The 20,617-nt window shown below is 59.1% G+C and carries 17 protein-coding genes, 1 other RNA gene and 2 pseudogenes; 10 read left to right on the plus strand and 10 right to left on the minus strand.

From position 1 onward, the window contains the following. Positions 1-17: 17 nt before the first annotated feature. Positions 18-1,504 (plus strand): annotated as a pseudogene (locus ACXAH0_RS01510) (flavin-containing monooxygenase). A 17-nt stretch (positions 1,505-1,521) separates the two neighbouring features. Here ACXAH0_RS01510 and rnpB read toward each other — a convergent pair. Beyond that, positions 1,522-1,926, minus strand: an RNA gene (gene rnpB / locus ACXAH0_RS01515) — RNase P RNA component class A. Positions 1,927-2,310: 384 nt separating this feature from the next. Between rnpB and ACXAH0_RS01520 the strand changes: the two genes are divergently transcribed. From ACXAH0_RS01520 to lysM, 5 genes and pseudogenes are all read left to right on the plus strand, one after another. After that, positions 2,311-2,910: a hypothetical protein gene (locus ACXAH0_RS01520; RefSeq protein WP_475172317.1), complete on the plus strand. Its 600-nt coding sequence runs from the start codon at positions 2,311-2,313 to the stop codon at positions 2,908-2,910. Positions 2,911-2,923: 13 nt separating this feature from the next. Further along, a complete protein-coding gene (locus tag ACXAH0_RS01525; RefSeq protein WP_475172316.1) occupies positions 2,924-4,609 on the plus strand; it encodes a methyl-accepting chemotaxis protein in 1,686 nt (561 codons plus the stop codon). 210 nt (positions 4,610-4,819) lie between these two features. Further along, positions 4,820-5,482: a CoA transferase subunit A gene (locus tag ACXAH0_RS01530; protein WP_475172315.1), complete on the plus strand. Its 663-nt coding sequence runs from the start codon at positions 4,820-4,822 to the stop codon at positions 5,480-5,482. Beyond that, positions 5,472-6,122, plus strand: coding sequence for a 3-oxoacid CoA-transferase subunit B (locus tag ACXAH0_RS01535; RefSeq protein ID WP_475172313.1), 651 nt, complete (start codon positions 5,472-5,474; stop codon positions 6,120-6,122). The genes ACXAH0_RS01530 and ACXAH0_RS01535 overlap by 11 nt, the downstream gene beginning before the upstream one ends. Positions 6,123-6,592: 470 nt before the next feature. Continuing rightward, positions 6,593-7,024 (plus strand): annotated as a pseudogene (lysM, locus tag ACXAH0_RS01540) (peptidoglycan-binding protein LysM); the annotation flags it as partial. Positions 7,025-7,078: 54 nt separating this feature from the next. On the opposite strand, the gene pdxR reads toward lysM, so the two are convergent. Then, entirely contained in the window at positions 7,079-8,569 is a 1,491-nt protein-coding gene (gene pdxR, locus ACXAH0_RS01545; RefSeq protein WP_475188554.1) for a MocR-like pyridoxine biosynthesis transcription factor PdxR, read from the minus strand. Between the two features lie 99 nt (positions 8,570-8,668). Between pdxR and ACXAH0_RS01550 the strand changes: the two genes are divergently transcribed. Continuing rightward, positions 8,669-9,343 (plus strand): pyridoxamine 5'-phosphate oxidase family protein, encoded by a 675-nt coding sequence (locus ACXAH0_RS01550; RefSeq protein ID WP_475172308.1) that lies wholly within the window; start codon positions 8,669-8,671, stop codon positions 9,341-9,343. 99 nt (positions 9,344-9,442) lie between these two features. Here ACXAH0_RS01550 and ACXAH0_RS01555 read toward each other — a convergent pair whose 3' ends face one another. The 3 genes from ACXAH0_RS01555 to ACXAH0_RS01565 all read right to left on the minus strand — a co-directional run bounded on the left by ACXAH0_RS01555 (position 9,443) and on the right by ACXAH0_RS01565 (position 11,922). Continuing rightward, on the minus strand, positions 9,443-10,054 hold the full coding sequence (locus ACXAH0_RS01555; protein WP_475188748.1) for a lytic transglycosylase domain-containing protein: 612 nt from the start codon (positions 10,052-10,054) through the stop codon (positions 9,443-9,445). A gap of 414 nt (positions 10,055-10,468) precedes the next feature. Then, positions 10,469-11,233, minus strand: coding sequence for an N-acetylmuramoyl-L-alanine amidase (locus ACXAH0_RS01560; RefSeq protein WP_475188556.1), 765 nt, complete (start codon positions 11,231-11,233; stop codon positions 10,469-10,471). Beyond that, on the minus strand, positions 11,230-11,922 hold the full coding sequence (locus ACXAH0_RS01565; protein ID WP_475172303.1) for a TerB family tellurite resistance protein: 693 nt from the start codon (positions 11,920-11,922) through the stop codon (positions 11,230-11,232). The genes ACXAH0_RS01560 and ACXAH0_RS01565 overlap by 4 nt, the downstream gene beginning before the upstream one ends. A 361-nt stretch (positions 11,923-12,283) precedes the next feature. Between ACXAH0_RS01565 and ACXAH0_RS01570 the strand changes: the two genes are divergently transcribed. Continuing rightward, positions 12,284-14,410 carry a putative bifunctional diguanylate cyclase/phosphodiesterase gene (locus tag ACXAH0_RS01570; RefSeq protein WP_475188559.1) on the plus strand — a complete coding sequence of 709 codons (2,127 nt, stop codon included), beginning with the start codon at positions 12,284-12,286 and terminating at the stop codon, positions 14,408-14,410. Between the two features lie 125 nt (positions 14,411-14,535). On the opposite strand, the gene ACXAH0_RS01575 is transcribed toward ACXAH0_RS01570, so the two are convergent. Continuing rightward, positions 14,536-15,729 carry a fumarylacetoacetate hydrolase family protein gene (locus ACXAH0_RS01575; RefSeq protein WP_475172299.1) on the minus strand — a complete coding sequence of 398 codons (1,194 nt, stop codon included), beginning with the start codon at positions 15,727-15,729 and terminating at the stop codon, positions 14,536-14,538. Between the two features lie 269 nt (positions 15,730-15,998). Between ACXAH0_RS01575 and ACXAH0_RS01580 the strand changes: the two genes are divergently transcribed. After that, complete coding sequence (locus ACXAH0_RS01580) at positions 15,999-16,598, plus strand: TetR/AcrR family transcriptional regulator (protein ID WP_475188562.1); 600 nt, start codon at positions 15,999-16,001, stop codon at positions 16,596-16,598. Positions 16,599-16,675: 77 nt separating this feature from the next. Here ACXAH0_RS01580 and arsH read toward each other — a convergent pair whose 3' ends face one another. The 4 genes from arsH to ACXAH0_RS01600 all read right to left on the minus strand — a co-directional run bounded on the left by arsH (position 16,676) and on the right by ACXAH0_RS01600 (position 18,805). Continuing rightward, a complete protein-coding gene (gene arsH, locus ACXAH0_RS01585; RefSeq protein ID WP_475188750.1) occupies positions 16,676-17,398 on the minus strand; it encodes an arsenical resistance protein ArsH in 723 nt (240 codons plus the stop codon). 10 nt (positions 17,399-17,408) lie between these two features. Further along, a complete protein-coding gene (arsC, locus tag ACXAH0_RS01590; protein ID WP_475172295.1) occupies positions 17,409-17,822 on the minus strand; it encodes an arsenate reductase (glutaredoxin) in 414 nt (137 codons plus the stop codon). 60 nt (positions 17,823-17,882) lie between these two features. Beyond that, on the minus strand, positions 17,883-18,239 hold the full coding sequence (locus ACXAH0_RS01595; protein ID WP_475188565.1) for an ArsR/SmtB family transcription factor: 357 nt from the start codon (positions 18,237-18,239) through the stop codon (positions 17,883-17,885). Between the two features lie 107 nt (positions 18,240-18,346). Then, positions 18,347-18,805, minus strand: a complete 459-nt coding sequence (locus ACXAH0_RS01600; protein ID WP_475172989.1) for a winged helix DNA-binding protein — start codon at positions 18,803-18,805, stop codon at positions 18,347-18,349. Positions 18,806-19,046: 241 nt separating this feature from the next. On the opposite strand from ACXAH0_RS01600, the gene ACXAH0_RS01605 reads away from it, so the two are divergent. Next, a complete protein-coding gene (locus tag ACXAH0_RS01605; RefSeq protein ID WP_475188567.1) occupies positions 19,047-20,558 on the plus strand; it encodes a glycosyltransferase family 39 protein in 1,512 nt (503 codons plus the stop codon). Positions 20,559-20,617: the final 59 nt, after the last annotated feature.

Consider the following 20,617-nt stretch of genomic DNA (forward strand, 5'->3'; position numbering starts at 1 on the left):
AAGGAAGGATATTGACCATGACACATGTTAAGAACGTCGCCGTCATCGGCGGCGGCGTGAGCGGTCTTGCCGCTGCGAAGGCCTTTGACGAACGCGGGCACCGGGTCTTCGGCTTTGAACGCAGCCATGATTTCGGCGGGGTTTGGGACCCCTCCCGCTCCTACCCGGATGTCCAGACCCAGTCGCCGAAGGACCTCTACCGCTTTACGGATCTTGCCATGCCGCAGGACTATCCGGAATGGCCCAAGGGGCCGCAGGTTCACGCCTATCTGCATGCCTATGCCAGAAAACACAAGCTGGAGCGGCTGTTTCAGCTCAACACAAATGTTCTGTCCATGGACCGGCGGTCCGACGGTCAGCCGGGCTGGACCCTGACGCTGAAAACGGCGGGAAAAACCTGGACCCGGGATTTCGACTTCGTCGCCGTCTGCACCGGGCAGTTTTCCGACAAGAACGTCCTCCCCCATCCAGGACAGGAGGCCTTTGAAGCGGCGGGCGGCCAGGTGATGCACAGTTCGGAATATACCGACCCTTCGCTTGTGCGGGGCAAAGATGTGGTCGTCCTCGGCGGCTCCAAATCGGCGACGGATATTGTCGTCAACGCCGCCCGCAACGGCGCGAAATCCGTCACGCTGGTCTACCGGGAGGCGGTCTGGCGTGTGCCGTATTTTATCGGCGGCATCAATTTCAAGCGGCTGCTCTACATGCGCGCCCAGGAACAGCAGTTCAATAGCTGGGGCGCTCGCCCTTTGCCAAGACCCTTTTTACCCTGTTCAAACCCCTTATCTGGGCAAATTTCCGGGGCCTTGAAACCCTTTTGAAGTTCCAGCTTAACTTGAAGAAATGGAACATGGTGCCTTACATACCCATTGAAAAAGACGCCTCCTGCTCGCTTCCGATTGTTACACCCGGCCTGTTCGAAGGCTTTGAAAACGGTTCGATCCGCCCGGTGAAAGGCACGTATGAACGCTATGAAGACGGCAAGATCGTTCTGACCAGCGGCGAGACAGTGCCCTGCGACCTGTCGATCCTGGCCGTTGGCTGGAAGCTCGGCATTCCCTATCTGGCCAAGGCGTATCTGGACAAGCTGATCGAGCCTGACGGGCAATACCGTGTCTACCGGCTCTCGGTGAATCCGGACCTGCCCGAGATGGGCTTTGTCGGATTCAATTCCAGCTTTTGCACGGTCTTGTCTGCCGAGATGATTGCCAACTGGCTCGTGCGCTACGCGGATGGCAAATTGGCGAACCAGCCAAGCACAGAGGGCATGATCCGGAACATTGAGGAGATGCTGGCCTGGCGCCGCCAGGAACGTCCTGCCGCAAAGGTCTATGGGGGCCTTTACTCAGCGCCCTTCCACTTCCGCCATTTTGATGAATTGCTGTCAGATATGGGGGCGGCCTGGACCAAGCGGGCCAATCCGATTGCCGAACAGTTTTCCTATCCGGATGCGGAGGCCTATGGGCGCTTTCTGGCCAGCACGCCAGCCTATATGGCCGGCTGAAGCATGCCGGAAGATTTGAAGCCAGCCGGCCTGTAAGCCGGGTTCTGTATGGCCTGCGCGGACCGGAGCCCGGCACAGGCGTGACAGCCATTCATCTGGGATGCCTGTTGCCAGACACCTCTCGCAACCAACCCGGGCAACTGGCCTGGAAACGGACCTGGTCCGGACCCCGGACCGCGCTGCCCCTATTCGGTTTTGCTCCCGGTGGGGTTTACCATGCCGCCCCTGTTGCCAGCGGCGCGGTGGGCTCTTACCCCACCCTTTCACCCTTACTCCGGCACGCCGGAGCGGTTTGCTTTCTGTGGCACTGTCCCTAAGGTCGCCCTCGCCGGGTGTTACCCGGCACCGTGTTTCCCTGGAGCCCGGACTTTCCTCCCCCGCGGCCTTTCGGCGCTTGCGGCAGCGGCTGTCCGGCCGACTGGCGCTTGCGGACTTAAGTGGCTTTGCCCAGAAGGTCAAGCAACGCCGCAAAGCCTTCTGGTCCCACAGTCACCACAAGTCCAAAGAGAGATCAGCCTCCGCCGCAGACCGAATCGGGCCTGCCACCCGATTGAGATCTCTTAAAATTCGCCAAATCTGGTTTTATTTTTAATTTTTACAACCATAAATAACACATCAATAAAGTGCGCTCAAAACCTTAGTAATTATAGGTTTATATACTCTACTTTTACGATAGGGTGCGAACTACTTACACTGCGGAATTAGACGATAGTTTGACAATTTTCAGCCTTAGATACGCGTTTTTTATTTCATGTTAAGGAAACAAGGCGAGCTTCTACAAGTAATTCCTCTAGTGGAGCAACGTCATGCATAGATGGCTAATCTCTTTATCTGCGGCCCTCATTGCCTCTCAGGCGTGCGCAGAAACAGCACCAGACCCCAAGAAACTGATCACGGAACCGGTTATCGAAAGCGTCAGCGAATGGCTGTCCAACCCGATTGTCGCCCTGTCGATCCATGCACAGAACGACCTGCGCGGCACCCTGTCCAGCAGCGAGATTGACGCTCTTGACCAGCAATGGCGCAAGGAGCGGGAAGCAAGCGACAAGCCTCTGATTTCCGCCACCCTGTCAGCCCCTCTGTCCATCTACCTGCTGCGGGTGCAGGCTTCCTCCCTTGGTCTTTATCCGGAAATCTTCGTGATGGACGCCAACGGCCTGAATGTCGGCCAAAGCGCGATCACCGGCGACTACTGGCAGGGCGATGAAGCCAAGTTCCAAAAGACCTTTCCCAACGGTCCCGATGCGGTGTTCATCGACGAAGCCGAATGGGACGAAGACCGGAAAATTTGGCGCGCGCAGCTCAATCTGTCCGTCAAAGACCCGGAGACCGGCAAAGCCATCGGCGCTGCGACGGTGGAATTCAACCTGACAGAACTTCAACGCCGCCTGGCCCCGAACTCGTAAGCGGATCTCCAAGATGCTGAAAAATCTTTCCGTCAGCAAGAAAATTGCTGCAGGCTTCCTGACCCTGGCCCTGATCGGCGCTGTTGCCGGTGGCACCAGTGCCTTCAAGGCGGTGTCGGCTCTTCATGAGGTCACAACAGCCAACCATCTGGCCGATCTCAATTCCGAAACCGCCAACCTCAATCAGGAAATCGTGGCGCAATCCCAGGCGGTCAAATCCTTCCTGCTGACTGGCAACCGAGACTGGCTGGCCAAATCGAACCAGCTGAACAACGACATTTCGGGGCAACTCTCCACGCTGCGGGACGCTATCAGCGGCCCCGCTCCGGAATTTCTGCCCCGCATTGATGCGCTCGAGACAAGCTGGAAAACCTGGTACAGCAAAATTGCCGCCCGCCAGATCGACCTGATGCGCTCCCCGGACACCGTGGACATGGCCCGCGCGATTGAAGTGACCCCGGAAAGCACTCAGCTGCTAGCGGCTGTTCAGGAACAGAGCAAAGTATTTGCCGATGCTGTGGCTGCTGAACGCCAGAAGTCAGCAGCGGCCCAGAACGCGGCCATGAGCACAGTCGTCACCGTTGCAGTTGCAAGCGCGATTGTGATCACGATCCTGGCCATGGTCCTGGGGTTCGTAAGCCATGTTCTTGTGTCCAGCCCGCTGACGGCCCTCACGAAGATCACTGAAAAACTGGCAACAGGCGATACCTCCCAGGCGGTTGAGACCGGCGACCGCCGGGATGAAATCGGCCTGCTGGGCCGGTCCTTGAGCGTTTTCCGCGACAACCTGATCCGCACCCGGGAGCTGGAAGAAGCCGCCGCAGCCGAAAAGGAAAATGCCGAGCGGGTGAAACGCGAGGAAATGGAAAAGGTCGCCAGCGAGTTCGAATCCACCGTTCTCGACATCTGCACCAACATGATCGGCCGCCTGGACGAACTCAACGGCAATGCCGGGTCCCTGTCCAACATTGCCAACCTGACCACGGACCAGGCCTTGTCTGTGTCTGCCGCCGCAGAACAGGCAACCACCAATGTCAATACGGTGGCCAGTGCGACGGAAGAACTGTCCGCGTCGATCCGGGCCATCACGGATCAGGTTCGGTCCTCTTCCGAAATCGCCCATTCGGCCGAACAGGGCGTCAACCGCTCCAACGAAGCTGTTGCCACCGTGCAGCAGGTGGTGGCGCGGATCGGGGATGTCACCAAGCTGATCACCGACATTGCCGAACAAACCAACCTTCTGGCGTTGAACGCGACGATTGAGGCAGCCCGGGCCGGTGAAGCCGGCAAGGGCTTTGCGGTTGTTGCCTCCGAGGTCAAGGCCCTGGCCGAACAGACCTCCAAGGCCACCGAAGAAATCGACCGCCAGATCAGCGAGATGCGCCAGGCGGCCGACGCTTCGACCGACGCAACCGCCTCCGTTGCGGAGATGGTCCAGCGCATTGCCGAAAACACCTCCGCCATGGCAGGGGCCGCTGAAGAGCAGAACCAGGCAACGACCGAGATCGCAGGCAGCGTTGCAGAAGCAGCGCAAGGCACGGAAGGTGTGTCCCAGTCGATTTCAGAGGTCAGCAGCGCTGCAGGTGAAACCGCTCAGCTCAGCTCCAACATGAACGACGCCATCGGCCAGCTGCACGAGCAGTCCAACACCCTGCGCAGGTCTATGCAGGACTTTCTGGCAAAGGTCCGCGCAGCGTAACACATGCCTTGATGCCCCGGTCTTTCAGAAAACCGGGGCTCCCTTGAACCGCCGGAAAGCGTCTATGCAGCTTTCCGGCGTTTTTTGTCTCCCCGCGAAATTCCCCCCAGTTCCGCATCCGTAAGACTACTGCGTCGCACAATCTTCATTTTTCCTGGGACGGTTCAGCCGCTAACGTTGCCGGAAAGGATCGATTGGCGGGGACCTGTGATGAAACGTGCAATCAAGGCAGCCGAAGCAGCCGGGCTCATTCCGGATGGAGCCACTTTGCTGATCGGCGGCTTTATGGGGGTGGGTTCGCCCCACAGGCTGATTGACGCCATTGTCGCGCGCGGCACAAAGGACCTCACCGTTGTAGCCAATGACACGGCCATGCCCGGACGGGGCATCGGCAAGCTGGTGAGTGCGGGCTGCCTGTCCAGGGCCATTGTCTCCCATATCGGGCTCAACCCCGAGACCCAGCAAAAGATGATCGCAGGAGAGATCGCGGTCGAACTGGTACCCCAGGGAACCCTAGTGGAGCGGATCCGCGCGGCCGGTGTCGGCCTCGGCGGCATCCTGACACCGACCGGCATCGGCACGCTTGTGGAAGAGGGCAAACAGACAGTCACCGTCCAGGGCAAGGACTTCCTGCTGGAAGAGCCGCTCCCCGGAGATTTCGCCCTCATCGCCGCCCATCAGGCCGATTATGTGGGCAATCTGGAATATTCGCTCACCGCTCACAATTTCAATCCGGTCATGGCCCTTGCGGGCGGGACGGTCATTGCCGAACCGCAGACCATTGTTCCGGTTGGGGTCATCTCCCCGGACAGCGTAAAGACACCCGGTATCCTGGTGGATCATCTTCTGGAGAGACAGCCCGATGGAAGCTAAGGAAATCATCGCCCGGCGCGTGGCACAGGAAATCGCCCCGGACACGCTCGTCAATCTGGGCATCGGCCTGCCATCCATGGTGGCCAACTACCTGCCCAAGGGTGTGCATGTGTTCTTTCAGGCCGAAAACGGCGTAATCGGCTTGGGCGCCCGCCCTCCTGAAGGCATGGAAGACCCGGACCTGACCGATGCGGGCGGCGGGTTCGTGACCGCCGTTCCGGGCGCCGCCTCCATAGACAGCGCCATGAGCTTCGGCCTCATTCGCGGCGGTCATCTGGACATGACCGTTCTCGGCGGCCTGCAGGTGGACGAACGCGGCTTCCTGGCCAACTGGATGATCCCGGGCAAAATGGTTCCGGGCATGGGCGGGGCGATGGACCTGGTGGCCGGTGCAAAACGGGTGATCGTCTCGATGGTCCACACAGCCCGCGGCAAACCGAAGATCCTGCGCGAATGCACCCTGCCCCTGACCGCCCAGCGCCAGGTGAGCCTGATCGTCACCGAGATGGCCGTGATCGAACCGACCCGGGAGGGGCTGGTGCTGAAGGAAACCGGCCCTGGAACCAGTGTTGACGACGTGATCTCGGCAACCGATGCCAACCTGATCGTTCAAGGCGACGTTCCATCCATGCGGCTTTAAACAACGGTCCCTCAGACAGGTTCCAAGCGTGCCCTGTCATAGCAGCTCAAGAAATAAAGCCCTATTGGATGGTCTTCAGGTTCTCTGGCAAGGAAAGGCACGCAGATCGGCCGGTTGCTCGGGCATGCGGCGAGACTCAGCCCGGCGGGCCTGAAAGAGCCACCGGAGGCTGCGGCATGAGCGCATTCCGCCGTGTCGCGCGTTCTGGACGATGCCCCACATGGCCCTGTGACACGCTCCTTGCTGAACGCTCCCATCTCACGGTCGAATAGGGTCTTCATGGTTGAGGTTGAGGTTGATATCAGATCAGCGCCAAACGCGGATGATCCAGCGGCTACTGCCCCTCAGCCGTTTTTGCTTGCATTGCGCGCGTCAACTCCCTCTAAGGAAACTGGGCTGTGCTCTCACTTGCCGTGCGGGCGCGCCCAGCACCAGGGTTACGACCCGATTTCAGTTCAAGGAGGACCACCATGGGATTTTTTGATTTTGTAAAAGACGCCGGGAAAAGCCTGTTTGGCAGCGATGACGCAGCAGATGCCAGCGCAGAAGCCATTCGGAAGGAAGTGGCCGATCTGGGGCTTGACGGAGATGTCTCCGTTCAGGTCGAGGGCGACACGGTGAAGATTGCCGGCGCGGCGCCGACGCAGGAAGACCGCGAAAAGCTCATTTTGGCTGCCGGAAACGTGCTCGGTGTATCCCGGGTGGCGGAAGAGATTTCCGTAGCTACCGAATCCCCGGAAGCCTCATTCCACACGGTCGAAAAAGGAGACACGCTCTGGAAGGTGGCTGAAAAAGCCTATGGCGACGGATCCAAATATCCGCAGATCTTCGAGGCGAACAAGCCGATGCTGTCCGATCCGGACAAGATCTATCCAGGCCAGGTTCTGCGCATCCCGGCGCTCTGCCCCCCCACGCGGACGGAGGCGCGCACTGCCTCCGGCCGCTGTCATGTCCCTTCAAGCCCGTTGACACTCAGCTTGCGCTGTCTGCTGATCCAGCAGATCACTCAGAACATCAATCCCTTGCCTGATCTGGCTTGGCGCGGCATCGGCAAAACCCATGATCAGCCCTGGCCTTGTCCCTGGGCCCAGATAACAATTGCTGAGCGGTGAAACGGCGAAACCACGGCTCTGCATGGCCAGCGCCAATGCCTTGTCGTCGATGATGTCCCGTAACTGGACAGCGATCTGTACATTGCCGCTTGGCGGCGCCACGCTGACCCGGTTGCCGAGGCGCTCCGCAAGCGAGCGCACCAGGTAGAGCCCCCGTTCTTCATAGACCTGCCGGATGGTTTTCAGATGTTTCTGATAGGCTCCGCTGTCCATGAAATGCGCCAGAGCCGCCTGGACCTGAACACTCGCAGCACAGCCCATATTGCGCATGAACTGTTTCAAGGGGTCTGCCAGACAGGATGGGACAACGCAATACGCTATCCGGAGCCCCGGCATCAGGCTTTTTGAGAAGGTGCCCAGATAGATCACCTGCCCGTCTCCTCCCAGACCGTAAAATGCTGCCACTGGACGGCCGGAAAACAGGAACTCGCTGTCATAGTCATCTTCCAAGATGATTGCGCCTGCGCTCTGCCCGGCGTCCAGAAGGGCAAGGCGCCGGGCCAGAGGCATGCGGGCGCCAAGCGGATAGTGATGGGAGGGGGTCACATAGATCAGCTTCGGCGGCGTGCCACCACCGGGCAGGCGCGACACATCCGCCCCCTGCCCGTCAACCGGCAGAGCCCGGATGGTCAGGCCTGCCATTTGAAAGGCTGTGCGGGCACCTAGATAGCCTGGCTCTTCCAGCCACGCCTCGTCCCCCGGGTCGGACAGGGCCAAAGACAGCAGCGACAGGCTGGCCTGCATTGAACTCGTCACCAGGATCTGATCAGGATGCGCGCGCACACCGCGTTCGGCCGCCAGATGCCGGACCAGCTGCTCCTTCAGCGCAGGCAGTCCGCAGTAATTTCGGTATTGCAGATCCGCACTGCGCTCCATCCGGGCTGCGCGGCGCAAACAGCGCGCCCACTCCTCATAAGGAAAGAGATCCAGCGCCGGGGCACCGGGTTGAAGCGCCCCTTGCCGCTGCGCCCAGCCGTCGCCCCGGCAATTGGCCGACATGGCCTCGCCGCGCGCGGACAAGGCCCGTACAGCGGCAGCAGGCGGACCCGGCACCGTCCTGCCTTCCAGACGCAGCCCCTCGCAGATCTTGGGGCATGCGCCCGCCCGGACATGGACGATGCCTTCCGCCTGCAGCAGCTCATAGGCCCCATTCACCGTGTTTCGGGCCACTTTGAGCGATGCGGCCAGACGCCGTGTGGAAGGCAGCCTGGCACCGGAAACCAGAAGCCCGCTGCGCACAGCTTCACGAACCCCGCGATAGATCTGCTCGGCCAGGGGAACCCCCGAGAACCGGTCAAGGGACAAGATGCCTTCGGGAAAAACTGGTTCTTTCATTTTCTCAAAACCGGACCTTTAACAAGACCAGTTTATCGAAGAAAGACATCCAATCAAGACAAACCTCCCCGAAGACACGGACAGCATCAGGAGCCACCCATGTCAAAACCGCAAAACCGCACCACGGCAAACCTGCCGGGCTACGCCAAGATCCGCCAGATGAACAGGGGCAGCTATGACCGGGATCTTGCCTACGAGATTCTGGATGGGGGCCTAATCGCCCATTGCAGCTTTGTTGATGAGAACAGGCCAATGGTGATCCCGATGGCTTATGCCCGGATCGGAGACAAACTCTATATTCATGGGGCCAGCACAACCCGGATCATCAAGAGCAACGGGACAGGCGTTCCGGCCAGCCTTTGTGTCACGCTGGTTGACGGGCTTGTGGTCGCCCGCTCCGCCATGCACCTTTCCATGAACTACCGCTGTGCCATTGTGCACGGCACGGCCCGGCTTGTGGAAGATCATGACGAACAGATCGCGGCGCTAACGGCCATTACCGACCATCTGCTGCCGGGCCGGTGGGACGAATGCCGGGATATGATGGCAAAAGAGCACAAGGCAACCGGTGTTCTGGAGCTGGAAATCGAGCACCTGAGCACCAAAGTGCGGACCGGCGGCCCGGTTGATGACAAGATTGACCTTGGAAGCGACATCTGGGCTGGTGTCGTGCCGGTGACAACCGCCCTCGGCCAACCCTTCACCGCCTATGATGTGCCCGAGGGAACGCCGGTCCCCGCGTCCGTTCCCGCCGCAAGGCGCAAATTCTCCTGATCCCTGGAAACGCCCCCCCGGCCAGATTTTGAGCGGGGGGAGCCAATTGACCGGCAGACGGTCAAAGGTCAGATGCCTTCCAGAGACCTGCAGTCCTGTTCAGCTATCGGCAAGAATGCTCTTGACCTTCCTGCAATAGCGGCGGCTGACCGGGTTCATGCGCTTGGCATAATGGCCGGCGTTGTAACGCAGGATCGTGCCGCAAAGGTCGCCATTGGCCCTGTGGTGGGCCTCGGCCAGGTATTTCATGCCCCATTCCAGATTGGTTTCCGGATCATAGAGGCCTTTGGTCGAGCCCCGGTAACCGATGCCCCGCGCTGTGGCCGGTTTGATCTGCATCAGCCCGACTTCTCCAGCACTGCCCCGGGCCCGCGGGTTGAAGTTGCTTTCCACCTCAACAACGGCTTTTGCGATCTTCACCGGAACACCGTGTTTGGCCGCGGCCTTGCGGATCAGCCGTGCATAATGCTCCCGCTTCGGCACCCCTTTCCCAGCCCGGGCCTTGGTAACCCTTTTCTTTGCTTTGCCGTACGCAGCCGACTTGTTTTTTTTCTTCGCCTCTCCGCCGCCGGATCCGATCACATAGAGAACCGGCTCGGCCCCGGAGCCAACATGCTCGTGTGTGGCCAGCTCTGCAGCGTCCTTTTTCGCTTTGTCCGGATCGATGATGTGCAAAACTGGTTCGGAACCTGATCCGCTTGCCAGCGCCAGTGGCGAGAAAGCAGATGTTGCAAAGGCGAAAAGGCACAGCGCCCCAGTGAGTTTTTTGAATGACCGTAACATTGTCCAGCCCTTTTGATTTTTGTGGGTGTTGAAATCGGAGCGGAGAAATGCCGGACGCTTGAGACAGAAATGCGCGCAATCAAATAACGAATTATTACATTTTATTTCAGAAATTCATCACAAACCTTGCTTTCAAATTGTCAATTATACGGATTTGCGGTGAAACTAAGACGAAAGTCCGGCCAATTACCGGCAAACTGAAGAAGACTTGTGGCAAGACTGTCTAAGACGGCAAACAAGACATGCTGCACTGCGGGACGTCAGCCCACCCGGCCAGCGCCCGGACATGTGGCAACAGCCCATCCAACGGCCCATCTGGAAAGCAAGACAGCCCGCCTGGTTCTACGCGGAAAAGGACGGCAACCGGCGCAGCAGAAGGTGAAGCGTTTCGATTGTCGAGTGATCGGCAACCCCATCCACCTTTTCCGGCCGGAAATGACGCTGAAACGCCGTCACCACATGCCGTGTTTGCGTGTCAAAGTGGCCACTGATCTCAAGTCCGTAACCATAAAGCCCCAGCATGGATTGCAGGGCCTCCACCGGTTGCCCCTGATCCCCTTCCTGCATCAAAAGACCTGCGACAATCGGATGCGGTTCGACATAAAGGCCAACACCGGCAGCCGCCAGCCGCTCCCAGGGAAACAATTCTCCCGGATCTTCCTTGCGGTCCGGCGCGATATCGGAATGGGCAAGCACCATCCAGGGCTGGATGCTGTGGCGCGCGCAAATATCCTGCAGCAGGCCGGTCAGCGCCTCAACCTGAGCCTCGGGAAAAGGCCGGTAGCCGAACTCATGCCCCGGATTGACAACCTCCACGCCAATGGATCGGGAATTGACGTCCGTCTCCCCTTTCCAGAAACTGCGCCCGGCATGCCAGGCCCGGCGGGCTTCCGGTACACATTGCAGGATACTGCCATCTTCATGAACCAGATAATGGGCGGAGACTTCTGCCCTGGGATCACAGAGCCTGGAGAGCGCTTCCCCGCCGGTCCGCATGCCCGTGTAGTGCAGAATGAGCATATCAATCGGCGCATCCTTTTGCCGGGGCCCGTGGTTGGGGGACGGATGCACTTTGGCCGCCACGCCGGTATCGGTTTCAACGCTCATATGCCTCTTTCCGCGCAGATCTGGGCCCAGGCCTCATTCAAGGCTGCGAGCCGGTCATTAGCGATGCGGACGAATTCTTCCGGAACGCCCCGGGCAATCAGCCGGTCTGGATGGGTTTCCTGAACTTCCCGCCGGTACTGGCTTTTGAGTTCCGCGTCACTGGCTTCCGGCCCCAGCCCAAGAACCTCATACGGGTTGCCATCCTTGCGCACATGGCGGGCAAGAACCTTCGCAAATTCGCGCTCATCCAGACCAAAGACTTCAGCGACCTTGGCAAGGTAAACGATTTCGCTGTCATGGACGATACCATCTGCCTTGGCGATGTGAAACAGACCGTCCAGAATATCGAGAAGTGTCTTGCGGTCATAGGGAAACAGATCTGCCAGCTTTTTGGCATAGACTTCAAAACCGGCCACATCTTCCTGGGCCAGGCTGAACAGCCGGAAGACATTGCGCTCTTCCTTCGGAGGAACTTCAAACAGATCGCGGAACGCCAGAACCTCATCGGTTGTGACCACGCCATCGGCCTTGGCCATTTTGGCCGACAGAGCAATCATCGCGACGGTAAAACCAACCGTGCTGGTGCCCTCAGGACGCGCCAGAACAAGCTGAACAAGCCGGTCGACTATCTGGGCACCACCGGTGCCAATGGCGCTAACAATGCTGCCGATGCTGCTCCAGACGCTCAAAAAGAAGCTCCCCTTGCCCCCGGAAACCGGCGTTGCGCCGTGAGATGAATCACACTTTGAAACCACTCTTATCGGCAGGAACAGGATTTGACTAGGGCGCTCCAGCGATTGCCCGCCGGGTGGGGTCCCAGGGCCCCAAACACGTTCAAGCAGTCCCCGACCCCGGACCGGGACCGCCTCGGCTCCCAAAATTCATCCAATTTCTCTAAAATTCTAACGTAACGTCAAAAATCCATTTTCCTGCAATGGGATTCATGATGGCTAAAGACTTTCATCCTAGGATTATCCCGTATTTGTTCGAACAATGGAACCGGGCCGGATGGCATTCCCTCCTGCTAAAAATAACATTGTTACTCTTTTCATGTCCCTGTCGCTGCTCGCCGCACTGACATGCGGGGTTTATGTCGGCAACCGGATGCTGACCCATTGGATGCTGGTCCGCGGTCTTGAACAGACATTCCTGCCGCAGGAAAGCAGCGTCGCCAGGATCTTGAACACCTTCACGGCCGGGGCTGCGCCCCGCCCGGAGGGCCAGCCGGAAGGCCTGCGGCTGACCCGGACGGATGCCCGCACGGATGACAATGCTCTCCTGCAGGCCAAAGTGGCTCAGATCCAGACCGCACTTGACCAGCAGCGCGCGCCCGCTCAGGTCCTCGATGCCGCGCTTGTCTATCCGGCCGAGACCGTAGCCACAAGACCGGGCCTGCCCGGCTTCTCGCAAATCCCCTGGGCAAAGAACCAGGATCTCAAATCGCCCCGCCCGGTGAACCTTGCCTGGTCCGCCTATAAATCCGGCGACGCAGCCACCGCCATTCCCGACATGACCTGGTTCGGGACATTCGGTGCCAATGCGCTTGTCGTGTTCAATCCGAAAGCCGCCGGGCCAGGTGTGCCCAGCCTGGTGCTCCTGGTCAGCCAGGCGGACCTCCTGAACTCTCTTGCAGGGCTTTTGTGGTGGTGCAATGCGGTCGCAGCCGCCCTGTGTGCCCTGTCCTTCCTGGGCGCAGGCCTCTTGTGGTGGCAGCGCTATTCGGACCAGTTGCGGGCCAACAGCAGCATTCAATATCTGGCCCACCATGATACGCTGACAGGCCTGCCCAACCGGGCGGTCTTCAACGCCAAACTGGCAGAGGCCCTGCGCACCGCCCAAGCCAAGGCCTCCAACATCGGCGTCATGCTGATTGACGTCGATCAATTCAAGGATATCAACGACACCCATGGGCATGGCGTGGGTGACGTTTTCCTGCAGATCGTTGCCGAGCGCCTGGACACGGTGTTTCACAAACACATGGTTGCCCGGCTGTCCGGGGATGAGTTTGCGGTTCTGTTGACCTCGATCTCCGATCCCGCCCGCATGACCCGCCTGGCTGCCGACATGATCTCGGCGACGTCCGCCCCCTGTGTGATTGACGGCAAGGAGATCAAACTGTCCCTGTCCATCGGCATCGCACGGGCGACCGACGGGTCCTGGCGCCTGTCGCGGCTAATGCATTGCGCCGACCTTGCCCTCTACAAGGCCAAACACAGCGGCCGTTCGACCTTTGCCTGGTACACACCGGTCCTGGACGCGGAAGCCCAAAAGCGCAAGGAAGTGGAAAACGGACTGGTCAAGGCCCTCAAACTCGACCAGTTCAAGCTTGTCTATCAGCCCCAATACGGCCTGCGGGACGGAGTTCTGCATGGCTATGAGGCCTTTGTGCGCTGGGAGCATCCGAGCAAGGGGGAAATCCGGCCAGACCTGTTCCTGCCGGTTGCCGAGGATTGCGGTCTGATCGACGAGATCGGCACTTGGGTGCTCAACCACGCCTGCCGGGAGGCCATGCTGTGGACCGACCAAACCCGGCGGATCTCGGTCAATGTCTCAACGGCCCAATTCGTGCCGGGAGAAACCCAGAAGAAAGTGGCCCAGGCCCTGAACAATTCCGGCCTCGATCCCCGCAGGCTCGAAATTGAAGTCACCGAAAGCCTGCTGATCTCCAACACGGAAGCGGTGATCGCCACCTTGCGCCAGATCCACAATATGGGCGTGTCCATTGTTATGGATGACTTCGGCACCGGCTATTCCTCGCTGAGCTATCTGAGCCGGTTCCCCTTTGACAAGATCAAGATCGACCAGGCGTTCGTACACAATCTGGGTAAGGATGAAAGCACGGATGCCATCGTCACATCGATTGTGGGCCTGGGCCGGTCCCTGGATGTGACCATCATTGCCGAAGGTGTCGAAACCGAAGAGCAGGCCGTGCTCTTGAGTGCAGCTGGATGCGATCAGGTCCAGGGCTACATGTTCGGCAAGCCGAACACAGTCGAACACCATGAAGCCAATTACCCGGTCTTTGCCTTGAACGAGACCGGCGGCCTCTGGCTTCCCAACCTGCGCGTGCCCTCAGCCCCGCAGCCGAAGATCTCCCTGTCTCCGGAACTGGCCCAGTTTGCAACACTTGCAGAAAGCGCCCCGCAAACAGACAAGGCCAGCGGCAGCGGCGGCTAAATGTCGAGCCTCGGATGGAGTTGTCTTTCGCTGCCTTTCGTCAGAGGGTTCAACGCAAAAGACAAATCAGTCTGAAACCGGATGAACGTGGCACACGCTAAACGGCAGGCCTGTCAGGCCAACATTCAGCGGGCTTCTATCCTGGTGACGATCGTACCAAGAGAGGATGAGTGATGTATCACCTCATCGCCCGGCATCAGCATGATCTTCTCCTGAAGCGTTGCCTCGGCAATATCCTTCACAACCGAACGGAAGCCGGACATTCCTGACAAAAAGCGCCCGGTCATGACATATTTTGCGCCGAGGATGATGCGGCTGCCAAGGCTCGGGGGCCGAAACAGCACCCCCCCGGCCGTACCTGACAAGAGCACTTGCCCCGGCTCGATCCGCCCGCTCGGCAAAAGACTGACAGGTTTTCCCTGGTAAGACCATTTTGTCTTGTCACCATCTTGAAGCGCAATCCCGGCCATGGAACGGAAATCCTCAATCATCTTGTCACCGGTCGTATATTGCATGGACGCCCCATTCAGACTGGTGCCAATTGCTTGATTTGAGACGAACACTTTCCAATCCTTCGGAACCACCATGTACGGACCGGTGGGAAAGAAGCCCGGAAGGCTCTTTGCGTCGGTAAAGCCAATGCCGCTCAACGTGTCCTCGTTTCCGGGCATGCCTTCCAGCATGCGCTTCCGGTCGGTGAAGTCACCGCACAAAAACAGCACCTTGCGCGCACGGTCAAAATCGTCCAGCGTCGCAATGGCCCTGTCAAAACGCATACAGATCTCGACTTCATAATCGATCATCTCAGTCTCTGGATCAATCAAGAGCGCCGAGCGGGACGCCGTCGGCTCGCTCAGCCGGGGAAACCGGAAGGGGGTGACATTATCCACCTCTTCCCCGTGATCACGGAAATTTGTTCCAAAGGAAATGTGGTGTGCACCCGCTGCTGCCGGCAAGAGAGCGGATTGGGCAAAGGAAGAGGCACGGCCGCCTTGCTCGCGCGCCAGCTTGGTCAGCGTCTGGGCTCCAAAAACATCCAGCGCTTCAAAAGGCTCCTCCAGCGGACGGCCCGCCAGATCCGTCAAATCAATCGCCTTGATGCCGTTTGCGGCGTGCTCTGTGACCAGCAACAGATGCCGGGCACCGGATATGAGGGTTCGGGCAAAGGTCAAGGCGTCCTGGCGCGGCGCCAGCTGTGACACGGGTTGAGGGGCATTTATCGGCTTCGTGCGGAAAACGAGCGGCCGCTGAAGAGCCACCCACAACGCTGCATAGCTGAAAATGATCAAGGCGGCAAAAGACATGGCAAATCGAAGCATGGCATCCTTGGGAATATCTGCTGCCGGAGACGGTGTGCCCCCAACCTGCAAAAATAGATAGGATCACAAGACCAGATCTTGAATTCGCGTTTCCCGGCACCAGAAAGAGAAGATAATCATCTGAAAAAAATATCTTTTTCAGAATGGCCATTGGAACTAACCCTCGGGCCTTCATATTTGGAGGGCATGGCAAGACAGCGATGACAAGCAAAACAGAACGAACAAAGGCTGGCCTCCGGCGTCCGCCCCGGCAGGCAAGAGCGCGGGCAGTGGTGGACGCCGCCCTTGAAGCCACCGAACTTCTTCTGGTGGAAACGGGATATGAAAGTGCCACCACGACACGCATTGCTGAACGGGCCGGAATAAGCATCGGCTCGCTGTACCAGTATTTTTCAAACCGGGACGCCATTTTCGCGGAACTGCAGCGCCGGCATCACCTGAATGCCGCAAAGGTACTGAAAGCTGCCTTTTCTGACGCCCGGGGCTTACCGCTTGAAGCAGCCGTGAGGGCCCTGGTCAAGACCACAGCCAGGCTCCACCTGGACGCTCCGGAGCTGCACAAAGTCCTGCGAGATACCGTTCCTCTGTCTGTCAATGCAGAAAGCCGCAGCGCGTTGCTCAAAACAATCGACGCGGCACACAAAAACTGGCTCCTGACCCACAAGGATAGTTTGAGCTTCACCGACTTTGACGCGACGGCGCTCGTGATCCGCGAGACCGTCGACGCCGGTATTCACAGCGCCTTGCAGCATGGCAGCAGCACGGTGGACACTGTGTCCGAGGAACTTTCCACCATGCTGATTGCCTATCTCCAGTCCCGGACGGCAAAACCCGCGGCAGAACAAGGGCCTTTGGTGCCCCCAGCCTGAAAGCAGAGGAAACAGGCCGCTTCCAAGCGTCATGCCACGCTCACATGAGAGGCCCCGGCGTTGCGCCGCAGGCCATGTCAGCGGACCGCGCCCAGCGCGGCGGTGTCCACTTCCTTGTTTTTCTCCGAAACAGCCTTGCGCTCCGAATACCGGTCGACAAGATACTCAGAGCGGCCCCGCACCAGCAACGTGAACTTCATCAGTTCTTCCATGACATCCACCACCCGGTCGTAGAGCGGGGACGGGTTCATGCGGCCGGCCTCGTCGAATTCCTGATAGGCCTTGGGCACGGAGGACTGGTTGGGGATCGTGACCATGCGCATCCAGCGCCCCAGAACCCGCATCTGGTTGAGCGCATTGAAGGATTGCGAGCCGCCAGAGACCTGCATCAGGGCCAGAGCCTTGCCCTGGGTCGGACGGACCGCCCCTGTGCTCAAGGGAATCCAGTCGATCTGCGATTTCATAACACCGGTCATCGCGCCATGGCGTTCCGGAGAACACCAGACCTGGGCTTCGGACCAGATGCTGAGGGCGCGCAATTCGGCAACCTTCGGATGATCGGCGTCAGCATCGTCCGGCAGTGGCAGGCCCGAGGGGTCGAAAATCTTCGTTTCCGCACCATACGCTTCCAGCAGCCTTTGTGCTTCCAGGGTCAGGAAGCGGCTGTAAGAACGCGCGCGCAAGGACCCGTAGAGCAAGAGTATCCGCGGGGCGCGGTCTTCCGGGTCCGGCGCAAACAGGCGGTCCCGGTCCACAGGCTGAAAGTCGTCCAGGGCCACATTGGTCAGATCTTTGAGCATGTTGCCTCTGTCAGTCATGAGCCGTCCCAGAGCCGACCACCTGACCGTCTTCCTTGGTGAAGGAGCCGATATCAACGGTCAACAGATCCAGGACCTGTTCCGAGGGGCGGCACAGGCGCACGCCCTTGCTGCTGACAACGATTGGCCGGTTGATCAGGATCGGATGCGCCATCATGAAATCGATCAGGTCGTCGTCAGACCATTTGTCCTCCCCGAGACCCAGCTCGTCATAGGGCGTCCCCTTCTGGCGCAGCAGGTCTCTGACCGAAATACCCATCCGGCCGATCAGATCCACCAACTCGTCCCGGCTGGGCGGGGTCTTGAGATATTCGATCACGACCGGTTCGACACCGGCTTTCCGGATCATGGCCAGCGTGTTGCGGGACGTGCCGCAATTTGGGTTGTGATAAATCGTCATGGTCATGGGACATGTCCTGTCAAGTTTCAGAAATCCGGGGGGAGACTGCTCAAGAAGAAGAGAGCTTCAGGGCCTTTGCCGGTCCGCCACAGCCGTGCCGAGAGCCCCTGACGGCGTGTCAAAACAGCAAATCGCCGGATTGCTGCCGCAGCAATCCTCCATCAGAAATGACAAGAGATCCTTCATTTGCCCATATTCGACCGCATAGCGCACTTGCCGACCTTCCCGGTGTGCCGTCAAAAGCCCGGCCCGCTCCAGAGTGGTCAAATGAAACGACATGCGGGTCGGCTGAACATCCAGTTTTTCCGCAACGCTTCCGGAGGGCAGTCCTTGCGAGCCCTGGCTGATCAGCAGCCGGAACGCTGCAAGTCGGTCTTCCTGCGCAAGGGCGGACAAGGCGGCAATGGCTTTCTCTTCTTTCATATTTCGACCCTACAAGAAATCTTGTAGCTTTCAACAAAAAAACACTGCAGCACCTTTTGCGCCGGAGAGCTGCTTTTAAAGATTCGTTGCAACCTGGCCCGCTCACGCTACATAGCGGCAGCGGCCCGGGCTGCCTGATCGTAATTTCCGGACACAAGACGCAAGGTGGCCGCAAGGCGGGACAATTCCTGCTCGTCCAGGCCGAGCGCCTTCATCGGCTCGACGAGAAGCGCTTCCCGCAGGCGCTTGTATTCCTCACAGGCCTTTTCACCGGCCGGTGTGATTTCAGCCGTTTTCTCCTTGCCGCGCCGCCCGGAGACGACCAAACCGGCCTTTTCCAGCTTCTTCAGCGCGTAGGTCACTGTGTGGGTGTCTTCGATATTCAAGACGAGGCAAATATCGGACAAGGTTTTCTTTCGGTCCCGGTGATTGACCGAGTGCAGAATCAGCACGTCCAGCGGTGCAAGCCCTTCTGTTCCACCCGCCGCCATACAGCGTACCATCCAGCGGTGATAGGCATTGACCATCATGGTGACCGCAAATTCGACCTCCGACAGCGCGGGCATTGCCCCGGATGCAAGGTGCGCGGCCGAGACAACAGGGCCAATTCCGGGGGACGGATCTGCATCAGATCCGCCGGATGCGGAGGAGCGGGACGTATCGTTCAAGCGGTAACCCTCTGGCTTTGATCTTGAAAAAACCTGTGACAGTTTAGCGCCTCTTTTCTGGCGCCAAAATCCCCGCACAAAGATATTCTTCAAAGGGGCCGGGCCAAACACCATCCAGTAGGCCAGTACGGGGGAGCCCATGGAAACGGCAGAACATCAAGACAGATCCGGTAAGGTGGGCGGCCTGCTGCTTGGCGCCATTTTGGCCGTTGCAGCCGGCTTGCGGCTGTTAAACCTGGACCGGACCAGCCTGTGGTATGACGAGGCCGTGAGCTGGAATCAGTCCCGCCACAGTCTGCAGGATCTTCTGACAGCCGTTGCCGGGGACAACTATCCGCCGCTGCACAACCTGATCCTGTGGCTGACAATGCCCGTGATCGGCGACAGCGAAACCGCCTTGCGGCTGCCGTCCGCGCTTCTGGGACTGGCCGCCGTCTGGCTAATCTATCTGGCGGGAAAGGAGCTTGCGGGGCGGAACGCCGGACTGCTTGCCGCCACTCTTCTGGCCCTGTCGCCCTTTCACATCTGGTATTCCACCGAGGCCCGCAATTATGCTCTCCTCGCCGCCTGCGGGCTCGTGTTTTTGCTGTTTCTCTTCAAGGTGCTGGAGCGCCCGACCCACACCAGGTTTGCCGGACTCGCCATTGGCGGCACGCTTTTTCTCTACAGCCACACTTATGCGCTCCTGGGATTTGCCGGAACCGGCGCCATCTGCGGCCTGATCGCGCTTTCTGAGATCTGGACCGGAAAGTCTCTGCGCCGGTCAAATGCCTTTGCCGCCTGTCTTGCCATGGGGATCAGCGCCCTGCTGTTCCTGCCCTGGCTGTCCATTCTGGCGGACCGTGCCCACAGCGTTGCCAACAATGGTTTCTGGATCGCCTATCCGGATCTGCTCTTCCTGGAAACCATGGTCTTTACGATCACGGGCTCGCTTGCGCTTTTCTGGGTTCTGTGCGCCCTGGCGCTTACCGGTGTGGCAGCGCTTTGTGTCCGCCCCAACAAAGCAACGACAGGCCAAGTTGAGACACAAAGGACATGGCAAAAAGGCCTTGTCTGTCTTGGTTTTACCGTAGGTCCTCCGCTGCTCGCCTATCTTTATTCGATCACTGTTCAGCCGATCCTGTTTGACCGCTACCTAATCGGTGCCTGGCCGGGGCTTTTGCTGCTGGCGGCGGCTGGCGCAGTCTCGTACCTGCCCCACCTGGCCCTGATTGCAGTGGCTGCAGGCGCGCTTTGGCTCAGTTTTCCCGAGCTTGCCTACACAGTGACACAGAAGCTGCGGCCCGAATGGCGTAAAATCGCTACCTATTATCTTCAGAACCGCAGCCCCGCCGATCGCTTGCTGCTTCACAAGCGCTTCGCCGCACCCGCCCTGACCTATTACCTTCGAGACACAGCCAGCTTCGAACCGCTCATCGATTTCGACAACATCAAGGTGGTTCAGGAGCGGCCGGACGGCGACCGGTTCTGGCTGCTTCTAGTTCATAGCGACGACAGGGAGCTTGTGTTTGCGGAGCGCATCTTTGAGATCAGCAGCACGAATCCGGCCTTGAAAGTTTTCGGCTTTGGCGCGAGCGGCCTCACCCTGATGCCTCCGCCAGACAAGCCGGCACGGAAAGCCTCCGGCAGCCAGGACGAACCAGGCAGCTAAAATTTTCATCGACAATTTATCTATAAAATGTCAACGTATAATCTGAAAAAGATATGGAA

Source organism: Roseibium sp. AWQ4_290 (assembly GCF_056160985.1).

Coding starts and splice junctions, on each gene's coding strand:
- ACXAH0_RS01520 (WP_475172317.1), top strand. CDS start 2,311: ATGCATAGATGGCTAATCTCTTTATCTGCGGCCCTCATTGCCTCTCAG.
- ACXAH0_RS01525 (WP_475172316.1), top strand. CDS start 2,924: ATGCTGAAAAATCTTTCCGTCAGCAAGAAAATTGCTGCAGGCTTCCTG.
- ACXAH0_RS01530 (WP_475172315.1), top strand. CDS start 4,820: ATGAAACGTGCAATCAAGGCAGCCGAAGCAGCCGGGCTCATTCCGGAT.
- ACXAH0_RS01535 (WP_475172313.1), top strand. CDS start 5,472: ATGGAAGCTAAGGAAATCATCGCCCGGCGCGTGGCACAGGAAATCGCC.
- pdxR (WP_475188554.1), bottom strand. CDS start 8,569: ATGAAAGAACCAGTTTTTCCCGAAGGCATCTTGTCCCTTGACCGGTTC.
- ACXAH0_RS01550 (WP_475172308.1), top strand. CDS start 8,669: ATGTCAAAACCGCAAAACCGCACCACGGCAAACCTGCCGGGCTACGCC.
- ACXAH0_RS01560 (WP_475188556.1), bottom strand. CDS start 11,233: ATGAGCGTTGAAACCGATACCGGCGTGGCGGCCAAAGTGCATCCGTCC.
- ACXAH0_RS01570 (WP_475188559.1), top strand. CDS start 12,284: ATGTCCCTGTCGCTGCTCGCCGCACTGACATGCGGGGTTTATGTCGGC.
- ACXAH0_RS01575 (WP_475172299.1), bottom strand. CDS start 15,729: ATGCTTCGATTTGCCATGTCTTTTGCCGCCTTGATCATTTTCAGCTAT.
- arsH (WP_475188750.1), bottom strand. CDS start 17,398: ATGCTCAAAGATCTGACCAATGTGGCCCTGGACGACTTTCAGCCTGTG.
- arsC (WP_475172295.1), bottom strand. CDS start 17,822: ATGACCATGACGATTTATCACAACCCAAATTGCGGCACGTCCCGCAAC.
- ACXAH0_RS01595 (WP_475188565.1), bottom strand. CDS start 18,239: ATGAAAGAAGAGAAAGCCATTGCCGCCTTGTCCGCCCTTGCGCAGGAA.
- ACXAH0_RS01600 (WP_475172989.1), bottom strand. CDS start 18,805: ATGCCCGCGCTGTCGGAGGTCGAATTTGCGGTCACCATGATGGTCAAT.
- ACXAH0_RS01605 (WP_475188567.1), top strand. CDS start 19,047: ATGGAAACGGCAGAACATCAAGACAGATCCGGTAAGGTGGGCGGCCTG.